This is a genomic window from Bradyrhizobium sp. 35, from assembly GCF_023073215.1.
GTDB lineage: Bacteria > Pseudomonadota > Alphaproteobacteria > Rhizobiales > Xanthobacteraceae > Bradyrhizobium > Bradyrhizobium canariense_D.
Genome location: NZ_JADPJC010000157.1, coordinates 367,288 through 389,323, shown reverse-complemented (window position 1 = coordinate 389,323; position 22,036 = coordinate 367,288). Strand labels below are relative to the sequence as shown.

General features: G+C 65.5%; 20 protein-coding genes. 7 read left to right on the top strand and 13 right to left on the bottom strand.

What is annotated here, in order from left to right; translation table 11 throughout:
• Positions 1 to 29: 29 nt before the first annotated feature.
• Positions 30 to 3,146, top strand: a complete 3,117-nt coding sequence (locus IVB36_RS34170) for a CusA/CzcA family heavy metal efflux RND transporter (protein ID WP_085352250.1) — start codon at positions 30 to 32, stop codon at positions 3,144 to 3,146.
• A 9-nt stretch (positions 3,147 to 3,155) separates the two neighbouring features.
• On the opposite strand, the gene IVB36_RS34165 is transcribed toward IVB36_RS34170, so the two are convergent.
• The 6 genes from IVB36_RS34165 to IVB36_RS34140 all read right to left on the bottom strand — a co-directional run bounded on the left by IVB36_RS34165 (position 3,156) and on the right by IVB36_RS34140 (position 8,402).
• Positions 3,156 to 3,473 (bottom strand): hypothetical protein, encoded by a 318-nt coding sequence (locus IVB36_RS34165; RefSeq protein ID WP_247393965.1) that lies wholly within the window; start codon positions 3,471 to 3,473, stop codon positions 3,156 to 3,158.
• Between the two features lie 105 nt (positions 3,474 to 3,578).
• Positions 3,579 to 4,541 carry an amidohydrolase family protein gene (locus tag IVB36_RS34160; protein WP_247393962.1) on the bottom strand — a complete coding sequence of 321 codons (963 nt, stop codon included), beginning with the start codon at positions 4,539 to 4,541 and terminating at the stop codon, positions 3,579 to 3,581.
• Between the two features lie 51 nt (positions 4,542 to 4,592).
• Complete coding sequence (locus IVB36_RS34155; RefSeq protein WP_085362357.1) at positions 4,593 to 5,150, bottom strand: hypothetical protein; 558 nt, start codon at positions 5,148 to 5,150, stop codon at positions 4,593 to 4,595.
• 24 nt (positions 5,151 to 5,174) lie between these two features.
• Positions 5,175 to 6,572, bottom strand: a complete 1,398-nt coding sequence (locus IVB36_RS34150) for a TolC family outer membrane protein (protein ID WP_247393960.1) — start codon at positions 6,570 to 6,572, stop codon at positions 5,175 to 5,177.
• A gap of 222 nt (positions 6,573 to 6,794) precedes the next feature.
• Positions 6,795 to 7,574: an enoyl-CoA hydratase gene (locus IVB36_RS34145; protein ID WP_018456894.1), complete on the bottom strand. Its 780-nt coding sequence runs from the start codon at positions 7,572 to 7,574 to the stop codon at positions 6,795 to 6,797.
• A gap of 162 nt (positions 7,575 to 7,736) precedes the next feature.
• The gene (locus IVB36_RS34140) at positions 7,737 to 8,402 is read right to left on the bottom strand and encodes a hypothetical protein (RefSeq protein ID WP_085362360.1); all 666 of its coding nucleotides are present in this window, start codon (positions 8,400 to 8,402) and stop codon (positions 7,737 to 7,739) included.
• A 293-nt stretch (positions 8,403 to 8,695) separates the two neighbouring features.
• On the opposite strand from IVB36_RS34140, the gene IVB36_RS34135 reads away from it, so the two are divergent.
• Positions 8,696 to 9,241: a sigma-70 family RNA polymerase sigma factor gene (locus IVB36_RS34135; protein WP_085352255.1), complete on the top strand. Its 546-nt coding sequence runs from the start codon at positions 8,696 to 8,698 to the stop codon at positions 9,239 to 9,241.
• 2 nt (positions 9,242 to 9,243) lie between these two features.
• A complete protein-coding gene (locus tag IVB36_RS34130) occupies positions 9,244 to 9,882 on the top strand; it encodes a DUF1109 domain-containing protein (RefSeq protein WP_085352256.1) in 639 nt (212 codons plus the stop codon).
• Positions 9,883 to 9,892: 10 nt separating this feature from the next.
• Here the strand turns inward: IVB36_RS34130 and IVB36_RS34125 are convergent, their stop codons facing one another.
• Both IVB36_RS34125 and IVB36_RS34120 read right to left on the bottom strand, forming a co-directional pair.
• A complete protein-coding gene (locus IVB36_RS34125) occupies positions 9,893 to 10,996 on the bottom strand; it encodes a DUF2336 domain-containing protein (RefSeq protein ID WP_085352257.1) in 1,104 nt (367 codons plus the stop codon).
• Between the two features lie 63 nt (positions 10,997 to 11,059).
• Positions 11,060 to 12,217 (bottom strand): GGDEF domain-containing protein, encoded by a 1,158-nt coding sequence (locus IVB36_RS34120; RefSeq protein ID WP_085352258.1) that lies wholly within the window; start codon positions 12,215 to 12,217, stop codon positions 11,060 to 11,062.
• Positions 12,218 to 12,650: 433 nt separating this feature from the next.
• Here IVB36_RS34120 and IVB36_RS34115 point away from each other — a divergent pair, with 433 nt between their 5' ends.
• The 4 genes from IVB36_RS34115 (at position 12,651) to IVB36_RS34100 (ending at position 16,782) form a co-directional block, all read left to right on the top strand.
• Positions 12,651 to 13,220 (top strand): sigma-70 family RNA polymerase sigma factor, encoded by a 570-nt coding sequence (locus IVB36_RS34115; protein ID WP_007593582.1) that lies wholly within the window; start codon positions 12,651 to 12,653, stop codon positions 13,218 to 13,220.
• Positions 13,217 to 13,912, top strand: coding sequence for a hypothetical protein (locus IVB36_RS34110; protein WP_026233260.1), 696 nt, complete (start codon positions 13,217 to 13,219; stop codon positions 13,910 to 13,912). The genes IVB36_RS34115 and IVB36_RS34110 overlap by 4 nt, the downstream gene beginning before the upstream one ends.
• Positions 13,913 to 13,927: 15 nt before the next feature.
• Positions 13,928 to 15,634, top strand: a complete 1,707-nt coding sequence (locus IVB36_RS34105) for a S8 family serine peptidase (protein ID WP_247394570.1) — start codon at positions 13,928 to 13,930, stop codon at positions 15,632 to 15,634.
• A 506-nt stretch (positions 15,635 to 16,140) separates the two neighbouring features.
• Complete coding sequence (locus tag IVB36_RS34100) at positions 16,141 to 16,782, top strand: TIGR03809 family protein (protein WP_018456886.1); 642 nt, start codon at positions 16,141 to 16,143, stop codon at positions 16,780 to 16,782.
• Between the two features lie 27 nt (positions 16,783 to 16,809).
• On the opposite strand, the gene IVB36_RS34095 is transcribed toward IVB36_RS34100, so the two are convergent.
• The 5 genes from IVB36_RS34095 to IVB36_RS34075 all read right to left on the bottom strand — a co-directional run bounded on the left by IVB36_RS34095 (position 16,810) and on the right by IVB36_RS34075 (position 21,977).
• Complete coding sequence (locus IVB36_RS34095; RefSeq protein WP_085352260.1) at positions 16,810 to 18,180, bottom strand: TIGR03808 family TAT-translocated repetitive protein; 1,371 nt, start codon at positions 18,178 to 18,180, stop codon at positions 16,810 to 16,812.
• A 92-nt stretch (positions 18,181 to 18,272) separates the two neighbouring features.
• A complete protein-coding gene (locus IVB36_RS34090) occupies positions 18,273 to 18,926 on the bottom strand; it encodes a pyroglutamyl-peptidase I (protein WP_018456884.1) in 654 nt (217 codons plus the stop codon).
• Complete coding sequence (gene meaB / locus IVB36_RS34085) at positions 18,923 to 19,912, bottom strand: methylmalonyl Co-A mutase-associated GTPase MeaB (RefSeq protein ID WP_018456883.1); 990 nt, start codon at positions 19,910 to 19,912, stop codon at positions 18,923 to 18,925. The genes IVB36_RS34090 and meaB overlap by 4 nt, the downstream gene beginning before the upstream one ends.
• Positions 19,913 to 19,963: 51 nt before the next feature.
• Positions 19,964 to 21,478 (bottom strand): tripartite tricarboxylate transporter permease, encoded by a 1,515-nt coding sequence (locus tag IVB36_RS34080; RefSeq protein WP_018456882.1) that lies wholly within the window; start codon positions 21,476 to 21,478, stop codon positions 19,964 to 19,966.
• A 4-nt stretch (positions 21,479 to 21,482) separates the two neighbouring features.
• On the bottom strand, positions 21,483 to 21,977 hold the full coding sequence (locus IVB36_RS34075; protein ID WP_007608177.1) for a tripartite tricarboxylate transporter TctB family protein: 495 nt from the start codon (positions 21,975 to 21,977) through the stop codon (positions 21,483 to 21,485).
• Positions 21,978 to 22,036 lie beyond the last annotated feature (59 nt).

Below are 22,036 nucleotides of genomic sequence, written 5' to 3'. Positions count from 1 at the left end.
GGCCGGGAAAAGACAAGCTGAAGACCTGAATGGATCGCCTCGTCGCCCTTGCCGTCAACCGGCGCTTCCTGATGGTCGGGATGTTCGTCGCCGTCCTCATCGGCGGCCTGATCGCGTTCAACCAGCTCAACATCGAGGCTTACCCCGATCCGACTCCGCCGATGGTCGACATCGTGACGCAGAGCCCGGGCCTGTCGGCGGAGGAGATCGAGCGCTACATCACCATTCCGATCGAGACCCAGGTCGCGGGTCTGAAGAACGTGACGACCATTCGCACCATCTCGCTCTACGGCCTTTCCGACGTCAAACTGCAGTTCTCTTTCGCCTACACCTATGACGAGGCGTTGCAGCAGGTCTTGAACCGCCTGGCGCAGCTCGCGCCGCTGCCCGGCAATGTGCAGCCGCAGATCTCGCCGCTCAGTCCAATTGGCGAAATCTTCCGCTACCGTCTCGTCGGCCCGCCGAACTACAGCGTGCTCGACCTCAAGACCATCCAGGACTGGATTCTCCAGCGGCGCTTCCGTGCCGTGCCCGGCGTGATCGACGTCACCGGATGGGGCGGCAAGAGCAAGACCTACGAGCTCCAGGTCGACTTCAACAAGCTGGTCGCCAACGGCCTGACGCTGCCGCAATTGCTCCAGGCGGTCGGCAATTCCAACGTCAATGTCGGCGGCAACACCGTCAATATCGGTCAGCAATCGGCCGTGGTGCGCGGCGTCGGCCTGATCCGCTCGATCGACGACCTCGCCAACACCATGGTCTCGCAGACCAACGGCAATCCGGTGCTGGTCAAGGACGTCGCCACCGTCACCGTCGGCCAGAAGCCCCGTCTCGGCATCGCCGGCCTCGATGAGTCCGACGACATCGTGCAAGGCATCGTCCTGATGCGCCGCGGCGAGCAGAGCTCGCCAACCATCAAGCGCGTCCACCAACTCGTTCAAACCATCAACGACTCCAGCATCCTGCCGCCCGGCGTGCGCATCGAGCGCATCTATGACCGCGGCGACCTGATCGACCTCACGACCCACACCGTGCTCCACAACATGGTGATCGGCATTCTGCTGATCGTGTTGCTGCAGTGGATATTCCTCGGCGATCTCCGCAGTGCGCTGATCGTCGGCGCCACCATTCCGTTCGCGCTGTTCTTCGCGGTGATCATCCTGGTGCTACGGGGGGAATCGGCGAACCTGTTGTCGGTCGGCGCGATCGATTTCGGCCTGATCGTCGATGCCACCGTCATCATGGTGGAGGCGATCTTCCGGCGCCTGACGCAGACGACGCCGATGTCGGAATCCGAGCAGATGTCGTCCGAGACGCTGTTCGGCATGAAAAGCCACGCCATCCTCAGCGCGGCGGCCGATGTCTCTCGTTCGATCTTCTTCGCCGCGGCCATCATCATCGCGGCCTTCCTGCCGCTGTTCACGCTCTCCGGCGTCGAGGGCAACATCTTCGGACCGATGGCCCGGACCTATGCCTACGCGCTGGCCGGCGGTCTGCTTGCGACGTTCACCGTCACTCCTGCGCTGTCGGCGATCATTCTGCCGGCGCATGTTCATGAGACCGAGACCAGGGTGATGCTGATCCTGCATCGGATCTACATGCCGGTGCTGCATTGGGCGGTCGCCAACCGCGGCATCATGCTCGGTGGCGCATTCGGCCTCGTACTGATGACGGTTGCGCTCAGCCGCTTGCTTGGCCTCGAATTCCTGCCGAAGCTGGAGGAGGGCAATCTCTGGATCCGCGCCACGCTGCCGCCGACCATCTCGCTTCAGGAAGGCAACTCCTACGTCAACGAAATGCGCAAGGTGATCCGCGCGCGGCCTGAAGTGGAATCCGTGGTGTCGCAGCACGGCCGCCCCGATGACGGCACCGACGCCGCCGGCTTCTTCAACGCCGAGTTCTTCGCGCCGCTCAAGCCCGCCAGCCAATGGCCCGGCACCCGCGACAAGGAAGAGTTGACCGCGCAACTGCTCAAGCAGCTTGACGATCGCTTCCCCGGCGTCGAGTTCAACTTCTCGCAATATCTCCAGGACAATGTCTCCGAAGCCGTTTCCGGCGTGAAGGGCGAGAACTCGATCAAGCTGTTCGGCAGCGATCTCCAGGCGCTGACCGACACCGCCAACAAGATCAAGTCGGTGCTATCAACCGTGCAGGGCGTCACCGACCTTGCCGTGTTCACCTCACTGGGGCAGCCGACGATCCAGATCGATATCAACCGTGCCAAGGCCGCGCGCTATGGCCTCGCGCCGGGCGACATCAACGCCACCATCAAGGTCGCGATCGGCGGCGACACCGCCGGTGACATCTACGAGGCAGGAAGCGACCGCCACTTCCCGATCATCGTTCGTCTTGCGCCGGAATTCCGCAGGAGCGCCGAGGCGATCCAGAATTTGCGGATCGGTGCGCCCGGACCGAACGGCACCGTCACGCAGATCCCCCTGAGCGAGGTCGCCACCATCAGCCTCGTCTCGGGTGCGGCCTACATTTATCGCGAGCAGCAGGAGCGCTATCTGCCGATCAAGTTCTCGGTACGTGAACGCGACCTCGGCAGCGCCATCCGCGAGGCGCAGCAGAAGATCGCCGCTCAGGTGCAACTGCCGCCCGGCGCGCACATGGACTGGGTCGGCGAATTCGGCAATCTCCAGGACGCGATCCGGCGATTGTCGATCGTAGTGCCGATCTCGCTGGCGCTGATCGGCGTCCTGCTCTGGTTCAATTTCGGCTCGATGACCGACACGCTGCTTGCCATGAGCGTGATCCCGATGGCCATCTTCGGCGGCGTGCTCGGTCTCTTGATCACAGGTACCGCCTTCAGTGTCTCGGCGGCGATCGGCTTCATCGCGCTGTTCGGCATCGCCGTGATGGACGGCATCATCATCCTGTCGCAGTTCAACCAACTCATCGAAGAGGGCATGGACCGCATGAGCGCGGTGATACGCACCGGCGAATTGCAGCTTCGGCCGGTGCTGATGACCTGCGTCGTCGCCGGCATCGGCCTGTTGCCGGCCGCGCTGTCGGAAGGCATCGGCTCGCAGGTGCAGAAGCCGCTTGCGGTGGTCGTGGTGACAGGCATGATGCTCGCCCCTATCGTGATCCTGGTGACGCTGCCGGTGTTGATCTCCTTCTTCTCCCGCCGCGCACGCTGACGCCGCCAATCACAGCATCCGCTGCGCGATCCGCACCAGCATCATGGTGCCGAGGCCCAGCAGCATCAAGCTGGCCAACCGACTGCTCATCGACAGCATGCACGGCGTCAGCCGTGACCGCGCCATTGCCACGATCGTGCTGAGCACGGTCCACCAGATCGCGGAACCGACGAAGACACCGGCGATCAGCGGGGCTGCCGCGGTCTGCATTGAAAAGGCGTGCAGCGCAGCCAGAAACAGGATGACGGTCAGCGGATTGGTGAACCCAAGCGCGATGGCGCTGAGCGCCGCCTCAACCAGAAGGGTGAGAAACGGACGAGAGCACAAACACGTTCGTGTGAGTCCAACGAGTTTGTGCCTTCGCGACAACAGTTCCACGCCTCATTGTGGAACCGTGTCGCGGTCGTTGAACCGAATTGCGCTTGGCGCGACTCAGAACCCGTAGAGTTGCGCCGGGTTGTCGACCAGGATCTTCTTGCGCACATCCGCATCCGGCGCCCACACCGGAAGCTGGTTGAGCAGGCGGCCGTCGTCGATCTGGTAGAGCGGCGCGATGTCGGTGGCTTTGCGTCCCTCGACACGGCTCGAATCCGGATGCGGCCAGTCCGTGCCCCAGACGATGCGGTCCGCATTCGCCGCGATCAGTGCGCCGGCATAGGGCACCATGTCCTGATAATCGGGCGCGAGCTTCGAGGAGCGATAGGCGCCGGAAATCTTGACATAGGCCTTGCCGGATTTCACCAGCGCGACCAGGTCGGAAAATCCCGGCTGCTCCAGCCCAAGCGAGGCCTCAAGGCCGCCGAAATGGTCGAATACAACGGGTACTGGCGCCGTCTCGACGAGGTCCTTGATCGCCGAGATCATGGGAAGCGTCGTGTAGAGCTGCACGTGCCAACCGCGCGCCTTCATGCGCTCGACTGCGGCGGTGAAGCGCGGCCGGCCGACATTGGGGTCGTTGACGCCGCCGGTCGCGAGATTGAGGCGGACACCGCGAAAGCCGTCTGCCTGCATCGTGTCAAGCTGGGCCTCGGTCGTTTTGTCGTCGATCACGGCCACCCCGCGCGCGGCCGCGCCACGCGCTTTCATGCCGAACAGCGTCGACGAGTTGTCGGTGCCGTAGACGCTCGGCGTCACGATCACCACCCGCTCGATATGCAGCGCCTTGTGCAGCGCGGCCATCTCCTCCGGCGAAGCCGGTTCCGGCGTGTAGACGCGGCCCGCGAAGAACGGAAATTTTTCGACATCGCCATGGATGTGGGTGTGACAGTCGCAGGCATGGGCCGGGAGGTCGAAATTGACCGGAGTGGCGGGCTGCGCGGCACGTGCGTGGGCTTTGTTCGACATGGCAACTCCGGCGGCAAGGGAGGCAAGCAGGACGCTGCGTCGGCTGAGCATGGTTTCTCTCCCTGTATTATTATTTGGCAGTGGCATCGTGACAGTATCACATCAGCCCGGCAGCCGCTGCGCTTCGCTGCATAGCTGCTCGACGAGGTCCGCAAGCGGGCGTGAGCCGTCGACGCGCACGACCGGGCAGGGCAGCTTCGCGAGCCACGCCTCATCTCTTGCGAGACTGCGACCCTCGCGATCGCCGGCTTCGTAGTGCGAGGCCCAGTCGACGAACGACTCCGCCTCCTCATGACGCCAGCCGCCCTGTGCGACGGCATCCGCTCCGAAATGCGTAGCCTCGCGGTCACGCAGGCGCTGCAAGCGAAGCTCGCGCGGCGTCGTCACAAAGACGACGAAATCGAAGAATGGGATGAACTCGTCGCCCCAGCCGGTGACCGTTCCGCTCAGCACCCAATCGAGCCGCGGCAGAAACATCTCGCGCATCAGGCGCAGACGCTCGGCGGCGGGGCGCGTGGTCTGGTAGGGCGGCGCCGTCGGCAGCCAGAAATAATCATCGCTGTCGTGATGCGGCAGCGCAAGCCGGCTCGCGAGCGCGCGGCCGATCGTCGTCACGCCGGAGCCGGAGGCTCCCATCAGATGGATGCGGCGGCTTTTCATCGGCACCAAGCCAGACGATTGAAATTACTGCCCCGACGGCGTGCGCAGGCCGTGCCAGGCGTCGCGGACCTGCTGGTAGTGGACCTCGGGCAGATAGTCCGGTGTGTTCAGGCTCAGGGTCTTGACGTCGAGATGGCCGACGGCGCTGAGCAGCGTGTAGGAAGCGATCACGCGGTCGCGGTTGGCGCCGATCAGGCGGGCCTTGGCCTGGATCAAATCGGCCTGCGAGTTCAGCACATCCACCGTCGTGCGCTGTCCACCGGCGGCCTCGCGCTGCACGCCCTGGAGCGCGACGGTCGCCGCCTTCACTTCGGACTCCGAGGCCGAGACCGCGATCTTGGCGCCTTCATTGGCAACCCAGGCGCTGACCGCCGCCGTGCGCGCCTGGTTGCGCACCTGATCGAGCACGAGCCGGCTCTGCGCCGTGATTTCCTTGGCCTGCCGGGTCTGTGCGGCGGCCTGGCCGCCGTCGTAGATCGGCACGGTGACATTGGCGACGATCGAGGCCTGATCTTCGGCGAAGGTGCCGAGCGTCGGGTCGTTGTTGCGGCTCTTGCTGGCGCTGCCCTGGACGCTGGCGCTCGGCAGCAGCGCGCCTTCGGCGACGCGGATGTTGGTGGAGGCGACATCGACGTCGAAGCCCGCCGCCATCACCGCTGGGTGCTGGCGGATCGCCATCGTCAGCGCGTCTTCACGGCTCTTCGGCAGATAGCGGTCGACGAATTCGGCGGTCCGAAGCTGCGACGGCGCATTGCCGATCACCTGCGCGTAGATCGCCTGGCTCACCGCCAGCGCGACTTCCGCGGCGTTGAGATCGGAAAGCCCGCGGTTGAGCCGCGCCTCGGCCTGGGCGCTGTCGGTCGGCGTGACGTCGCCAGCGTTGAGGCGCCGCTGGGTGACCGAGAGCGTTTCGCGCAGGAAGGCGACGTTGGAGCGCTGCGCCTCGACCAACGACTGGTTGGCGAGCACGTTGGTGTAGGCGGTGACCGCGTCGAGCAGCACGCCCTGGCCGACGTTGCGCAGCGCCTCGCGGCCCGACTGTACCTGGAGTTCGGCGGCGCGCACGTTGTTGGCGGTGCGGAAACCGTTGAACAGGGTCTGCGACACGGTGACACCGATGATCCATGGCTTCAGATTGGCGGTCTGGATGGTGTTGTCGGGCAGCAGGTTGCGCACCGATTGCAACCCGGCGCTGAGGCTTGCCACGATCTGTGGCCGGTAACCGGCGAGCGCCTGCGGCACGTTCTCGTCGGTGGCGCGCTGCCGCGCACGCTCGGCATTGAGTTGCGGATTGGTCTGGTAGGCCTTGGCGAGCGCCTCCGCCAGCGCTTCCGCCCGTGCGGCGGAAGGCAGGGCGCAACACAGCGCCAGCGTGGTCCATGTCGCGAGCACAGGAGCCACGCCCGATCGATGCCGCGTCATCACGCGACCAGCTCTGGCGGCACGCCCAATCATGTAATCCCGCAAATCCCGGCTGTCCGCCCCCGCCGACGGCGGCTCTCTTAGCTGTTTAACCAGCCGAGGTCCCGCAGGCAAACTGCCGCGGGGGAAACCCCCATGTATTCCGTGCTTGTTGCAGGCACGTCACACGGATTCTGCGGGAAAGCGGCAGAGCCTTACACCAGCCTGACCGCTCGCCTGCCTTTACCTGTTCTTGTTCACCGGCTTCCGCTTCTCGATGAACGCCGCCATGCCCTCGGAGCGGTCCTCCAGTGCGAAGGTCGAGTGGAACAGGTTGCGCTCGACGCTCATGCCCTCGGCGAGCGTGGTCTCGAAGGCGCGGTTGACCGCTTCCTTGGCCATCGCGACCGCGGGCCGCGACATCGCGGCGATCTTCTCGGCCGCGGCCATCACCTCGTCCATCAGCTTGTCGGCGGGAACGATGCGGCTGACCAGGCCGCTGCGCTCGGCTTCGGCCGCATCCATCATGCGGCCGGTGAGGCAAAGGTCCATCGCCTTGGACTTGCCGATCGCACGGGTCAGGCGCTGGGTGCCGCCGATGCCGGGGATGGTGCCGAGCGTGATTTCGGGTTGACCAAATTTGGCGGTGTCGGCGGCGATGATGAAGTCGCACATCATCGCGAGCTCGCAGCCGCCGCCGAGCGCATAGCCTGCGACCGCGGCGATCGTCGGCTTGCGGCAGCGCGCGACCCGATCGCCGCCGATCGCGGCAAAATCCTCCGAGAACATGTCGATGAAGCCTTTCGGCTGCATCTCCTTGATGTCGGCGCCGGCAGCAAACGCCTTCTCGCTGCCGGTCACGACGATGCAGCCGATGGCGTTATCGGCTTCGAGATCGTCGACGGCCGCGGCGATCTCGCGGAAGACGCCGAAGGAGAGTGCGTTGAGCAGCTTCGGCCGGTTCAGCTTGATGATGCCGACCGCGCCTTTGCTTTCGACGATGATGTGTTCGAACGTGCTCATGCTCCACCCACGCTTTTGGTTGAGCGGGCAATGTGCCCGCTGGCGCGGTGGGCTTCAAGAGGCCGCAAAGCCATCGGCGCAAGGACGGCCGGAACACGCGGCCAGATGCGCGTTCCGGACCAGGTCCCGCGGGCCGGCGATCAGGCCAAAATCAAGCCAAAGTCACGCCATGAACATGCGCGCGGCTGAGGCCAGCGTCAGCAGCGTGCCGACGCCGATGAAGATTTTTCCGATCAGGGAGCTCTGGTCCCAAGCCGAGCTCTGCTGGCTGCTTGCCATCACCGGCGCCGGACGCGGCTGCGCGTCGGTTGCGGCGATCACCGCCCTCTGCGCCGGCGTGTTGTCCTGTTGCAAGGCGCGGTCGATGTCGTTGAGCTGATCGGGTGCGACGACCTGGCCCTCGGCGTTCGGGGCGGCGGTATTATCGGCCGCGGCCTGGACGTTGTCGTTGGCCCGGCCCGTCATTGCGGAAGCGGCAGCCGCGGTCGGCGTATCGGCGGCGGCGAGTTGCGCATTGGCGTTGGCGACTTCCGGCGGCATCTGGCTCGAGGTCGGCGCGTCACGATTGTCGGCCTTCGTCTCATCGGCCGTTGCCGCGGCGTCCTTCTTGTCGGCCTTGTCGTCGGATTTTTCTGCCGTCTTGGTGTTGTCGCGGTGACGCGACGTGTGATGCCGCTGCTTGGTCGGCTTGACCGTGTCGGCCTGTTTGCCCGCGCTGTCCGACTTGCTGCTTGCGGCTGAATTCGGCGCCGCCTGTGCAACGCCCCCGAACAGCAAGAAAAGCCCGGCCAGGACAATCAGGGCCGCGCGCCCGCTGGCTTTCATCATGTTGACGATCTCCCCAAATTCCGCCCGTCCCGGGACTGAACAGAGACCCTGGGGCGTGACCACAGCGGGGCGGAAAATGGGAATCTTCGGGCCACACCCGGCAAAAGCGCGGCAAAACCGCTGCCTTCGCAGCCGGCCGCGGGGTGCGGACTGGACCGATCGGTGTTATGAGCCGTCGCAGATCCTGACGGCCGCATCGGTCGCGTGGCCAAGCCAGATCACGAATTCGTGATCTGGCTGATGCCAGCGTAACAAACTGAAAGAGCGGCCGAATTGCATGGTGAGGGGCGCGCGTGCGCGGACGTGAGGACGAGTGGACCGGCCTGATGCGGTCGGCCATGGCAGGCGATGACGCGGCGTATCATCGCCTGTTGAAGGCGGTCACGCCTGTGCTGCGCGCTGCCGCGAGGCGCGGCCTGGCTCGGGCCGGGCAGCCTCCCGACCAGGCCGAGGATATCGTGCAGGAGATTTTGTTGGCGGTGCATCTGAAGCGGCACACTTGGGACAGCGAAGCCCCCTTCGCCCCGTGGCTGTTTGCGATCGGCCGCAACAAGCTGATCGACATGCTGCGGCGACGGGGCAGGCGGATCTTCGTCAACATCGACGATTTCGCCGAGACCCTGCCGGGCGAGGCGCCGCAGGAGACGGTCTCGGCCGGCGAAGTCGCCAGCCAGCTCAATACGCTGCCGCAGCGCCAGCGCGACGTGTTGCAGTCGATCGCGGTCGACAGCACGTCGATCAAGGACACGGCGGTGAAATATTCGATGAGCGAGGGCGCGGTGCGGGTCGCGCTACATCGCGGACTTGCCGCGCTGACTGCCAAACTGCGGGACCAGTAGTCATGGACACCGATCAACTCATTCGCTCGCTCGCGGCCGATAACGCCCATCGTCCGCCGCGCGTCGGCGCGGTGCTGACCATGGCGCTGCTGGTCGCTGCGCCGCTGTCGATCCTGATCTTCGCCACCTTTCTCGGTGTGCGTCACGACGTGATGAGCGCGATGCACAACCCATTCTTCGACATGAAGTTCGCGGTCACGCTGTCGCTCGCGATCCCGGCGATCATCGTCAGCCTGCATCTGTCGCGTCCCGAGGCCTTGCTGCGTGGCTGGGGCTGGCTACTGCTGCTGCCGGTCGGGCTGCTCGCGGTGGCGATCGGCAGCGAGGCGATGATGGCGCCGGCCATGCCGATGACGATGCGACTGATGGGCAAGAATTCCAGGGTATGCCTGTTCGCAATCCCTGCGATGTCGCTGCCGCTGCTTGCTGGGGCCCTGTTCGGCCTTCGCCACGGTGCGCCGTCCCATCCCGCACTCGCCGGGGCGCTCGCTGGCCTGGTGTCGGCGGGCCTTGCCGCGACGCTGTACGCTTCACACTGTACCGACGACTCGCCGCTGTTCGTCGCGACCTGGTACACGCTCGCGACCGCGTTGGTGGCGGCAATTGGCGCGCTGGCGGGGGCGAAGGTCCTACGCTACTAGCTTGCCGGCTTCACGCCGCCGGCGTCGCGCCCTGCTGCATGCGGTGGAAGCGCAGCACTTGCTGCGCCGTCGAGCTGCGCAGCGCCTCGTAAGCGTCGCGCAGCGTCAGCATGTCGGTCTGCGAGCCGCCTGAGAGCTTCTCGCGCAGGGCAATGATGGCGCGGACGCTCGACCATTGCATGGCCGCGACCTTGGCGAGGATCATCACGCCCTCGACCCGGCTTTCGATCATCATGGTCTCGGCGGTCTCGACTGCGACGCCCGCAAGCGCCGCGAGCCCCGCATTGGTCTCATCGAACTTGCCTTGTTCCGCGAAGGTGGCGACCTGGAGCTCGGTGAGGCGGCCGTCCTCGTGCAGCGACTTCACCAGCGCGCGCGCCCTCTCGGTCTGCCTGGTCATGCTGGCGGCGCGGATTCGCTGGGCCGCTTCCTGGACCACGCTGGACACGTCGTCCGCGAACTCCGGGTGCGCGGCCTCCAGCTTCCTGCGCACGGCCAAGGAGGCCTTTGCGACCAGCTTCAAATAATGATGGCGGGGCAAGTCGGGCCGCAGGCCGATGCAACTGGCGAGGTCGTCGTCACGCTCGGCGCGGGTCACGAGGTCGGCGAGACTTCCCTCCGACAGTTGGGCACCCGGATTGCTGACGGTCGATTGCACCACGTCCTCGTCGCCGCGGGTCACCAGCACGTCCGTCAGCGCTTCCGACAGCACCCGCCGCAGCGAGATCGCCTTGAGATGGGCTTGACCCCTGGTGCGTGCGATCTCGATCAGGATCTCCTCTGCCAACCGTTCGGATTTCGACAGCACCGGGCCGGAAACCTCAATCACCTCGTCGAGCGCGAGCGTGCGGATGATCTTCGGCGGCGCAGCCGCGATCGGTGCGAGGCGGTCGGCGAGCAGCGCCTTGGCGGACGTCTCGATCTGCTCGATCAGGCATTGGAACACGTCATCGAACACACGAACGTGGTCGTCGGAATAGTCCGAGGCGTTGCCCACGAAGAGATCGGTGACGCGGCGCAGCGTCTCGACCCGGTGCGCGACGGTGCCGTGCGAGAGCGCGGTTTGCAATTCCTCGAGCAGATTCTCGGATGATTTGGCGGATTTGGATCTCATTGCCCTGTCCTGGAGCGTTCGGCCCGGCAGCGGCTTCGGTCGCGCCGGGAGAAAATGGATTGATCAGCTGGTTGCAATGCGGTTGCGCCCTTGTGCCTTGGCGGAATAGAGCGCGCTGTCGGCGCGCACGAGAAACGTGTCGGCGGTATCGTTGTCGCGCAGCGTCACGACGCCCGCGGAAATGGTCACGCGCATGCCCGGGGAGAATGCGCTCCAGTCCAGATCGGCGACGATGCCGCGCAGCCGATCGAGCGTGCGCGATGCCGCATCGACGTCCGTCCCCGGCAGCAGCAGCAAGAATTCCTCGCCGCCGTAGCGGCCGAAGCAGTCGGCCGGGCGGATGTTGGCGAAAATGGTGATTGCGAAGGTGCGCAGCACCTCGTCGCCGACGGGATGGCCATGGGCGTCGTTGATGCGCTTGAACCAGTCGAGATCGATCAGTGCGATCGCGCAAGGGGTCGATGTCTGCCGCGATTTTTCGATCTCGGCGTCGAGAAGCCGCATGATGCAGCGGCGGTTGTAGGAGCCGGTGAGCTCGTCGAGCTCCGCCAGCTCCTCGATGCGCTGATAGGCGGCCTTCAGCTCGATGCTGCGCCGGTACAGGATCTTGCGCAGCGTGGCGCCGAACAGGCCGAGGAAGGCGCACTGGCCAATCACCAGCACGAAGCACAGCATCGAGGCGGCCCGTTGCAGCTGGGTCGTAACCGGCAGTCCGATTGGCAAGTCCGAGGCGAGGAAGACCAAGGCGAGCCCGCAAGTGGCGAGGCCCCAGGTGAGCATCGCCTGGCTCGGCGTCATACGAAGCGTGCCGAAGGCGAAGATCAGAAACAGCACGGCAAGGAACGCAACTCCGACTGTCGGCACCGCGAGCAGGAACAGCAGCTGCAGCGACATATGCGCCGAGATCTGGAAGACGGTGAGGTAATGATCCTCGAACCGGTCGCCCAAGCCCGCTTCCGATAGCACGGTGAAGGTTCCGATGGTCAGAAGGCCGCCGAGCCAGAACAGTGACGGAACGCCCATGGAGATGACGCCGTCATAGGCGTAGAGCAGCAGGACAGAGGCGCCGAGCGAGTAGCTCGCCACCTGGCCGACATACATCTGGCGCCGCTGCCGGATCCGGCGCGCCAGGACCTCGGGTGCCGCTGCAGCGGTCGTCAGGGCGAGATCCGCGGCCTCAGCGGCATTCCTCTCGGGAAAGGACGTCGCAGCCGTGCTCATGGTCCCGCCCAATGGTGGATGTCAGCCCAAAAATCTACGTGGCAAGCCTTTAGGTTTGGTATCCTTCGAAACCGAATCCACGCTGTGCAGCGCAGGAGCGGGGACGTCGAGCGGCCGAGGAACTTGCCGGCCATGAGGCGTCGTGTGCGACGCGGTCGAGCCAAAGCAGGGCTTCGGAAGACATATGTCGTGCTAGGCTGCTAAGGTTCCATGCACGTCGGCCCCTCTATGCTGGACGGCATTGCTCAGGAAAGTGCTTCATTACTATGTTACCGTTCTTGAGCGCGGCGCCCAGCCGCGGGTGGCAAAAGGAAATTACGCGTATGTGGGGTAGATCACACAGCCTCCCGTATGACTGCGGTAGGCTGAACAATTTTACCCCTCCCGTCGAACCGTCTGCCGCATCGACCCGACCAATCTTGCGAGACGGCCTTTGAGCGTGACACAAGCGGCTTCGGACGAGATCCTGATCGCCAGGATCGCTCAAGGCGACCGGCTCGCCATGCAGGTGCTGTACGGGCGGCACCATGTCAGGGTGTATCGGTTCGGCCTTCGGCTCGTGCGGGACGAGCAGGCGGCGGAAGACCTCATCAGTGAGGTATTTCTCGACGTCTGGCGTCAAGCCGGCAAGTTCGAGGGCCGATCCGCCGTTTCCACCTGGCTGCTGGCCATTACCCGATTCAAGGCCCTGTCTGCGCTTCGGCGCAGGAAGGATTTTGAGTTGGACGACGACGCCGCGAACGCGATCGAGGACACGTCCGACAATCCGGAAACGGCGGTGCAGAAGAAGGATACCAGTGAAGCGTTGCGGGAGTGTCTGACGGGCCTCTCGCCGGATCATCGGGAAATCGTCGATCTCGTCTACTACCACGAGAAATCCGTGGAAGAGGTGGCCGAAATCGTTGGCATCCCGGAGAACACTGTGAAGACGCGCTTGTTCTATGCGCGCAAGAAATTGGCCGAACTGCTGAAGGCAGCCGGCATTGAGCGAGGCTGGCCATGATGGCTTTGAGCAAGAAGATGCTGGAGCAAGAGCCCGGTGAAATTGAACTGCTGCTGCCGTGGCACGCCGCCGGCACGCTGAACCCGCGCGATGCGCGCCGCGTCGACGAGGCGCTGGCGCGCGATCCCGAGCTCGCAAAGCAATATGCCGCGATCCGCGGCGAGTATGAAGAGACCATTCATCTGAACGAGAGCCTGGGTGCTCCGTCGGCGCGCGCGATGCAGAAGCTGTTCGCGGCGATCGACGCCGAGCCCGCGCGGGCGGCCGGTTCGCTGCCGCTGTCGGCGCGCATCGCCACCTTCTTTGCGAGCCTGTCGCCGCGCACTCTCGCCTGGTCGGCGAGCCTTGGCGCCATGGCCCTCGTCCTGCAAGCCGGAATCATCGGCGCGGTGTTGACGCAGACCCAGACTGCGACCTTCCAGACTGCTTCGCTTTCGACCAGCGCTCCGATCACACGCGACCTCGGCACGACCGTCCCGCCAGCGCGCGCGCTGGTACGCTTCACGCCCGAGGCGCGCGTCGCCGACATCACCGCATTGCTCGACGGCTACCAGGCTTCGATCATCGGTGATGCCAAGGGCGGCATGTTCCGCCTCCAGTTCGACAAGGCGATGAGCCGTGACGAACTCAACTCGCTGCTTGGCAAGATGCAGCGCGAGAAGTTCGTCAACCTCGCCGTCGCGGCGCCGTAAGGCGCTTCCAAGCTGATGACGCGCAAGTCCGAAAGTGGAGTAAGAGCCGGGGTCTGCGCTTCGTCGGTCGCAGCCGCGCTTTTGCTCGCCGCCTGTTTCGGCGTCGAGGTTGCGCAGGCGCAGGCGATCATGCGCACGCCGACGATCAGCGTCCCCTCCCGAATGCCGACCATTTCTCCTGGCATCGCCGCACGCGTCAGTCCGGGCGTTGCAGCCAGAGCGGTGGCCGTCGGCCGCGGTCCCGGTCCGATCGTGACGACGAGGATTTCGGCGCGGATGGGGCCGACGCCGGTGCTGCCTTATGCGCGCTACTCCCCGAACCTCTATCCCGCCTGTACCGCGCCCGATCGCGACGCCGCCGGCGAATGCCTGGCGCAGCAGAACGCAGGCGGCGATGGCTCGGGCAAATCGGGCAAGAAGACCGCCGGAAAGCGGCGCGGCAACAACGCGCCCGTCGCCGCGGATTTGCGTACCTTCGCCGACGAATTCGTCGCCGAGATCGATGGCGGGCTGTCGTCGACCGAGGCCGACGAGCTTGCGCGTCGCCATGGCCTGACTCGCGTGACTTCCGAGAATTTTCCGCTGATCGGGGCAACGTTCGGACTGTTCCGCATCACCGACGGCCGGCCCTCCGCGACGGTGCGGCGTGAATTCGCGGCCGACGGCAGCGTGCGCTCGGTCCAGCCGAACTTCCGCTACCTGCTCCAGGACCAGAAATCGTCGGTGCCGACCGAGGGAGATCCCGCGCAATATGCGCTGGCCAAGCTCCGCCTGCCGCAGGCACATACTCTCGCGCATGGCGCGAATGTGACGGTTGCTGTGATCGACTCCGGCATCGACGCCCGACATCCGGAACTTGCCAATTCCATTGCCGACAATTTCGATGCGCTCGGTAGCGCCGAAGGCCCGCACATTCATGGCACCGGCATTGCAGGCGCCATCGTGGCGCATGCCAAGCTGATGGGCAGCGCGCCCGAGGCGCGCATCATCGCCATCCGCGCCTTCGGCGGCACCACCGGCGGGGCCGAGAGCTCGTCCTACATCATCCTGCGCTCTCTGAACTATGCCGCCGAGCACGGCGCGCAGATCGTCAACATGAGCTTTGCCGGTCCCAAAGACGCGGTGATCGAGCGGGCCATCGCGGCGACCGCCGCGCGTGGCCTGGTGCTGATCGCAGCCGCCGGCAATGCCGGCGCGAAGTCGCCGCCGCTCTATCCGGCCGCCAATCCCAACGTGATCGCGGTCAGCGCAACCGACCAGCAGGACCGGCTGTTCACCGCCTCCAACCGTGGCAACTACATCGCGGTCGCGGCCCCCGGCGTCGATATCTTCCTGCCGGCGCCTGACGGCAAATACCAGATGACTTCGGGCACCTCGTTCTCGGCCGCCTATGTCTCCGGCGTCGCGGCGCTGCTGCTCGAGCGCAACTCCGCCTTGAAGCCGGAAGCGCTGCGCACGACGGTGGCGAAGACGGCGCGTGACCTCGGTTCACCCGGGCGTGATGATCTGTTCGGCGATGGCGAGGCCGACGCGTTTGCCGCGGTCATGGCCGTTCCCGCCGCCGGCGCGACGCCGGTCGCGGCCGCATCCGGTACAACAAAACGTGAAGATATCGAGAAGCGTCGCGACGAGCCTGGCATCCGCGCATTAGAGCAACCCTCGTTGTCGAGCACCGAGGATAAAGCCACGGTTTCTCAGGCGGATAGGCCGGCGACGCGATAGCGGCTCCGACAACTTTGCGCGCGGCGCGAAGGTTGAAAAATCAAACGCCGCATTGAACGTTCGGCCCGCTGCCACGACCAAATTATGTGGGAGCGGTTATCCCTCCCCATAAGTCATATCAGGCGCGAGCGCCCATCCACCCCAAGCGCCCATATGGCTCGACCCGTCCGGTTGTCCCCCCGGACGGGTCTTCTTTTTGGGCGTCCAATCCCTCGAAGCCTGCGCGAGATCAGCTTCCGGTTGAGAGATCGTGGCTCACTCATCGCCACTGCTCCGCCGGCACGCCGCAAGCGCGCTATGCTTGTGCGAAGCTTGACTCCAAAACCGCTTGAATCTCCGCACGACTACGGAGTTTGGCGACGAAAACATCGTCGTTGCTGGACAAGTCAAAACTTTTCCACAAAATATTCACGTCGCGTCTAAATTGATTCGTGTGCGTTGCGTCGCGTCCGTATTTTCTCCTGACGGGCTGATTTATGACACATCGCCAAGAGGCTATTCGCGACGTGGCTATTGGCCGCGACATTGCGGCACGCTGGTGCGCTCTCGCCGAGCAGCGGCTGGTGCATCTCTCCGAGATGTTCGAGACCGGGCGCTGGCGCCGCTATCACTCCGAGATCGCATTTCTCGAAAACATCCAGGAAGCGAAGCTCGCCGTCCAGACCTGGCGCGCCCTTGCCACCGGCGCTGACGTCGCCACGGCGGCCGCGAGCGTGTCGCCCGCATTCGGCTGGTCGCCGGCGACCATGCCCCGCATGTTTCCGCGCGAGCAGCAGGCGCAGACAGTGCAACCGAAGGCCGTGCACATCGTCCCGGAGACCGCAGTGCCGGTCAGGCTCGATCCCAAGCCGGGCGTTCTCGCCGACATCTCCGAAGCCCCGGCCGCGCGGGTCGCCGCGCCTGCCCCGATGGCACCGCTCCAAGTGCCGGCTGCCATGGCGCCGCCCACCGCGCCCGTCGCGATGACGGGGCCCAAGGTGCCGGCCGCGACGGCAGCGCCCAAGGCGCTGGCTGCGATGGCGGCGCTTCTGCCGCAGTTCTCTCCGCCGGCAGCCGAAATTGTCGCAGCCCCCGAGCGCCTGGTTGAGTTCACCTTCAGCCTCGACGGGCTCGAAGCGAAGTATCCACTGCTGCGGAACGCGTTCTAGCGTTCGGGAGGAGGCGAGCAGCGGCAGCTATCGCCGCACCGCATTCCCGCCGACCACCAATTGCGCAAACCGCTGGGCGCCGTCCACCGACAGATCGGACGTCACGGCGCGCGCATGATCGAGCCCGACCACGGCGCCGCGCGGGGTTTCCGAGATCATGTTGTTGTTGACGAGCGCGGTGCCGGCGCCGGGCACGACGGACACCCCGACGCCGGCCAGTGCCTTGCGGATCACGTTGCCCGTGATCGCGACGTCGCGGAGATATTTGCCCCAGCCGGCGACGATGCCGTAGGACGGCGCGTTCTCGATCACGTTGCCGGTGACAGATGAATCCGCCTCGATGTAGATGCCGATGCCGGCATCGTCATCCGGCGCGGTGCCGATCGGCCGCTTCGGGATCAGATTGCGGATGATGTTGCCCTGGACCACGGCGATGCGGCCGCCTTCGTTGAAATTGCAGACGGAGACGCCGACCGCGGCGCCGTCCACAATGTTGTTGGCGATCACCGCGGCCTCGAAAGCGAATTCCGAATAGAGCGCGACCTCGCGCACATCGCTGACGCTGTTGCCGGTGATGTGGATGTTCGAGGCCGAGTTGCCGCGCACGGCGGAGTAATCGCAGTTCTTGATGCGATTGCCGCGCACGATGACGTTGCCGGCGCGGAACGTGTTGATGGCGTTGCCGTACTGGCCGGAGCCGCCGGGGCCGGCCTTGATGTCCTCGATGCGGTTATCGGTGACCAGCGTGCCGTCATCGCCGATGGCCGTGCGCAGGATCTCGATGCCGTTGTCGTTGGTGCCGGTGATGGTGTTGTGGGAGACGCTGAGACCCCTGGCGTCGAACGACACCACTGCCGTCACCGCGATGTTGGTAAAGATGTTGCCCGAGATGTCGCCGGAGACCTGCTCGAGCCAGATGCCGCTGCCGCCGGAGCCGGTGATCGCGCAATCGGTGATGCGGACGTCGCGTCCGCCGAGGATCTGGATCAGCCCGCGCCGCGTCGGCAGCGGAATGCCGCCGCCGTCAAAGGTGATGCCGGAAAGGCCGATTGCATCGGAGCCGTCGCTCTGGATCGCCGAGGCCCCGCCGGTGAAGACGAATTTTGTCGCGCCGCGCACGCCGATCAGTTGCGCGCCGTTTGGCAAGCGTAGCAACCCACTGCGGTAGATGCCGGGTGGCAGCGCTAGCGGCATCTGCGCCCGCGCAGCCTCGTCGATCGCCCGCTGGAGCGCGCGGGTCTGATCCTCGCTGCTGCCGGGCCGCACGCCATATTGCGTGGCATCGCGGCCGAGCAGCGACGTCAGCGGCGCCGCACGCGCTGCGTCGGCTGGTATCGCGAGCGCGCCGGCGAGGCCTGCGGTCGATGCTCCAATGAGATGGCGGCGATTGAGGTCCATGACGCGTCCTCCGGCGGACGCGGGGGTCCGCGCTGGTTAGGTAGCGCAGGGCGGCTAGTCGCGTGAGGATTGTTCGCGGTAGGGTTAAATGTTTACACAGTCGTGTTCCGAGCCTTCCGTGCCAACTGTACCATCTCCATCAGCATCGCTTCCCCGGCGTCCACCAGTTCCTCCAGCGTGATCCGCGGCGCGCCCTTGCGGCGCACGGCGCCACTGCGCGCGAGCAGGGGAATATGGATAAATGCGGCGAGCTTTGGCCCGCCGCCCCTGACGTTTTCGATCGCGCGCCAGCTCAGGTAATTGCAGAGATAGGCGCCGGCGTCGCGCGAGGGCCGCGCGTCGATGCCGGTGAGGCGGGCGGCGCGCAGCAGCCTTGCGGTGTGCGGGCCGAAAATCAGCGCGTCCGCATTACCGGCGATGCCGCGCTTGCTCGAGCGGGTGTTGGCGGCATCGGGCCAGAGCATGGTGACGGCGTTGCGCGCGCGGCTCTCGATGCGCAGATAGGGCGTGCGTGCGGCGAGGCCGAACATCAGCAGCGCGTCGGGCTTCTCTTTCGCGAGCACCTCCGGCAATTGCCGGTCCACCGCGGCATAGGTGACTGGGAAGATGTGGCTGGAGATCGCGGCATCGTCGAGTGCGGGACGGCGCAATTGCACCAGCCGGGCGACCAGCGGCTGGGTCGGATTGTAGGGCGCGCCGGGGAACGGGCCGAAGGCGGTGAGGAGAACGCGGAGCTTGTCGCTCATTGCAGCAACTCCAGGATCTTTTCGGCGGCGAGCGCCGGCGTGAGATGGCCGTCGGCCACCTCGGTCTCGATCTTCCGGACCTTGGTTCGCACCGACGCCTCGCTGCGCAACCGCGCCAGCATGCGTTGCTCCAGCATCGACCACATCCATTTCACCTGCTGCTCGCGCCGCCGTGCGGCGAAGTCGCCGGAGGCATTCATCGCCTTGCGGTGATCGAGGACTTTCTGCCAGATCTTCGCAATGCCGTCGCCAGTCAGCGCCGAATAGGTCTCGACCGGCGGATGCCAGTGCTCGGAGCGTGGCGTCAGGATATGCAGCGCGCCGCGATAATCGGCGGCGGTGATGTTGGCGCGCTTGAGATTGTCGCCGTCGGCCTTGTTGATCGCGATCATGTCGGCGAGCTCGACCAGGCCCTTCTTGATGCCCTGCAATTCGTCGCCGCCGCCTGGCAGCATCAAGGCCAGGAAGAAATCGGTCATGTCGCAGACCGCGGTCTCGGACTGGCCGATGCCGACGGTCTCGACCAGCACGACGTCGAAGCCGGCCGCCTCGCACAGCAGCATCGCCTCGCGTGTCTTGGCCGCGACGCCGCCGAGCGTGCCCGAGGACGGCGAGGGTCGGATGAAGGCATCGTCGGAAGCCGACAGCCGGGCCATCCGCGTCTTGTCGCCGAGGATCGAGCCGCCGCTGCGGGCTGAGGACGGATCGACTGCGAGCACCGCGATCTTGTGACCCTGTTCGATCAGATGGATGCCGAGCGCGTCGATGGTGGTGGATTTGCCGACGCCGGGCGAGCCGGTGATGCCGACGCGTAGCGCTCTGCCGGTGTCAGGCAAGAGCATCTGCACCAGCTCGCGCGCCAGCGCCTGATGGTCGCTGCGCCGGCTCTCGACCAGCGTGATGGCCCGCGCCAGCGCCGCGCGGCTGCCGGCGCGAAGGTCATGGGCGAGGGATTTGATGTCCAGTGAAGGCTTTTTCTCAACCATGCCCTGCTTTACAACGCCCGCGTGGGGCAGGCGAGGGCCGCCCGCCCGATATCACCGGGATGTCGCCGCCACTCCGGTCCGCACCGGTTTCAGCTTTCGCCACGCCCAGACCATCACCGGCCACAGCAGCGCCCCGATCGCCATGGCGGCGAGGATCGCGGCCACGGGGCGCTCGAAAAACGGCAAAATGCTGCCGTCCGACTTGATCAGCGAAGTGACAAAGGCCTGCTCGACCATGGTGCCCATGACGATGCCGAGCACCATCGCGGCGACGGGATAACCGTTGGCTTCCATGACATAGCCGATCACGCCGAAGGCGGCGACGGTGACGACGCCGAACATGTTGTTGCCGATAGCGAACGAGCCGACTGCGCAGCACAGCATGATGATGGGCATGATGGCGGAGCGCGGTGCCAGCAGGATGTAGGCGGCAACCCGGATCATGGCGATTCCGAGCGGGATCATCAAAATGTTCGCGATGATGAACATCAGATAGATCGCGTACATGCTCGACGCTTTCTCGGTGAACAGCGTCGGTCCGGGGTTGAGCCCCTTCATGTAGAGCACGCCGATCGCGATCGCAGCGATGGTGTCGCCGGGAATGCCGAACAGTAATGATGGCACCCAGCCCGAGGCGATGCTGGCATTGTTGCTGGCGCCGGCCTCGACCAGGCCCTCGACATGGCCGGTACCGAATTTCTCCGGTTCCTTGGAGAAGCGCTTCGACATCGCATAGGACACCCAGGCGGCCATGTCGGCGCCGGCTCCGGGCAGCACGCCGATGATGATGCCGACGATGTTCCCGCGCGTCATCTGCCAATGGTATTTCTTGGTCAGCTTCCACTGACCGGCCATGATGCTTCCGAATTTGCGCCGCGGCAGCGGCGGCGGCTCGGGCGTCAGCATCGCGCGCATCACCTGGGCGACCGCGAACACGCCGACCAGCGCGGGGATCGGCTCGATGCCGCCGAACAGATCGGTGAGGCCGAAGGTGAAGCGCGGCACGCCGCCGGGATTTTCGATGCCTACGCAGGAGACCAGCAGACCGAGGAACATGCCGGCGATCGCCTTCACCGGCGAGGAGCGCGCCACCAGCGTCGCGCACATCAGGCCGAGCAGCGCCAGCCAGAAATACTCGAAGGTCGAGAACGAGAGCGCGATCTCGGCTAGCGGCGGCGCCAGAATCATCAGCGACAGCACGCCGGCGATGCCGCCCACGGCCGAGAACCACACGCCGGCCCCGAGCGCCAACTCGGCCTGTCCCTTCCGGGTCATGGCGTAAGCCTCGTCGGCATAGGCGGCGGAGGCGGGCGTGCCGGGGATGCGCAGCAGCGCACCGGGGATGTCGCCGGAGAAGATCGCCATCGAGGAGGCCGCCACGATGGTCGCAATCGCCGCGATCGGCGAGAGATAGAAGGTGACGGGGACGAGCAGGGCGGTTGCCATCGTCGCCGACAGGCCCGGCAGCGAGCCGATCACGAGCCCGTACACCGAGGCTGCGAACATCGCGATGATGACCTCCCAGGTGGAGATCAGTGCGAACGCTTCAATCAGGGTTTTCAGCATGGGGTCACCAGGGTGTCGGCAACAGGCCGGCGGGAAGCGGCACGCGCAGCAGCTTGCCGAAGATGAGGTGGATGGCGAACGGCGCCAGCGCTGCGAGCGGCAGCGCCAGCTTCCACTTTGCCCCCAACGCGGTCGAGGTGACGTAGACCATGATCGCCGCGGTGATGATGAAGCCGAGCCGGTCGGCCGCGACCACGTAGAACAGCAACAGCGCCGGCGGCAGCAGCGCGCGCAGGCCGTACAACTTTCCCTGAGGCGGCGGGGCAGCCGCTGCCTGGCCATCCTCGAGCGGGATCAGCTCTTCCGCCTCTTCGAAGGTGTGACCGATCCCGAACACGATCGCGAGCCCGCACAGCGCAAGCCCAATGCCGATCACGAGCGGAAATACGTTGGGGCCGACCGGCTGCCCGGGCACCGGCGGCAGCAGCCAGCCGCCATAGGCGGCTGCTGTGCCGAGCACGACGAGAAACGATCCCGTGACGGAGTCGGGAAGGCGCATGGGAGGATCCTATGAGATTTCTTATCCCTCATCCCGTTCTTACGGAGAGAGGGTGGAGT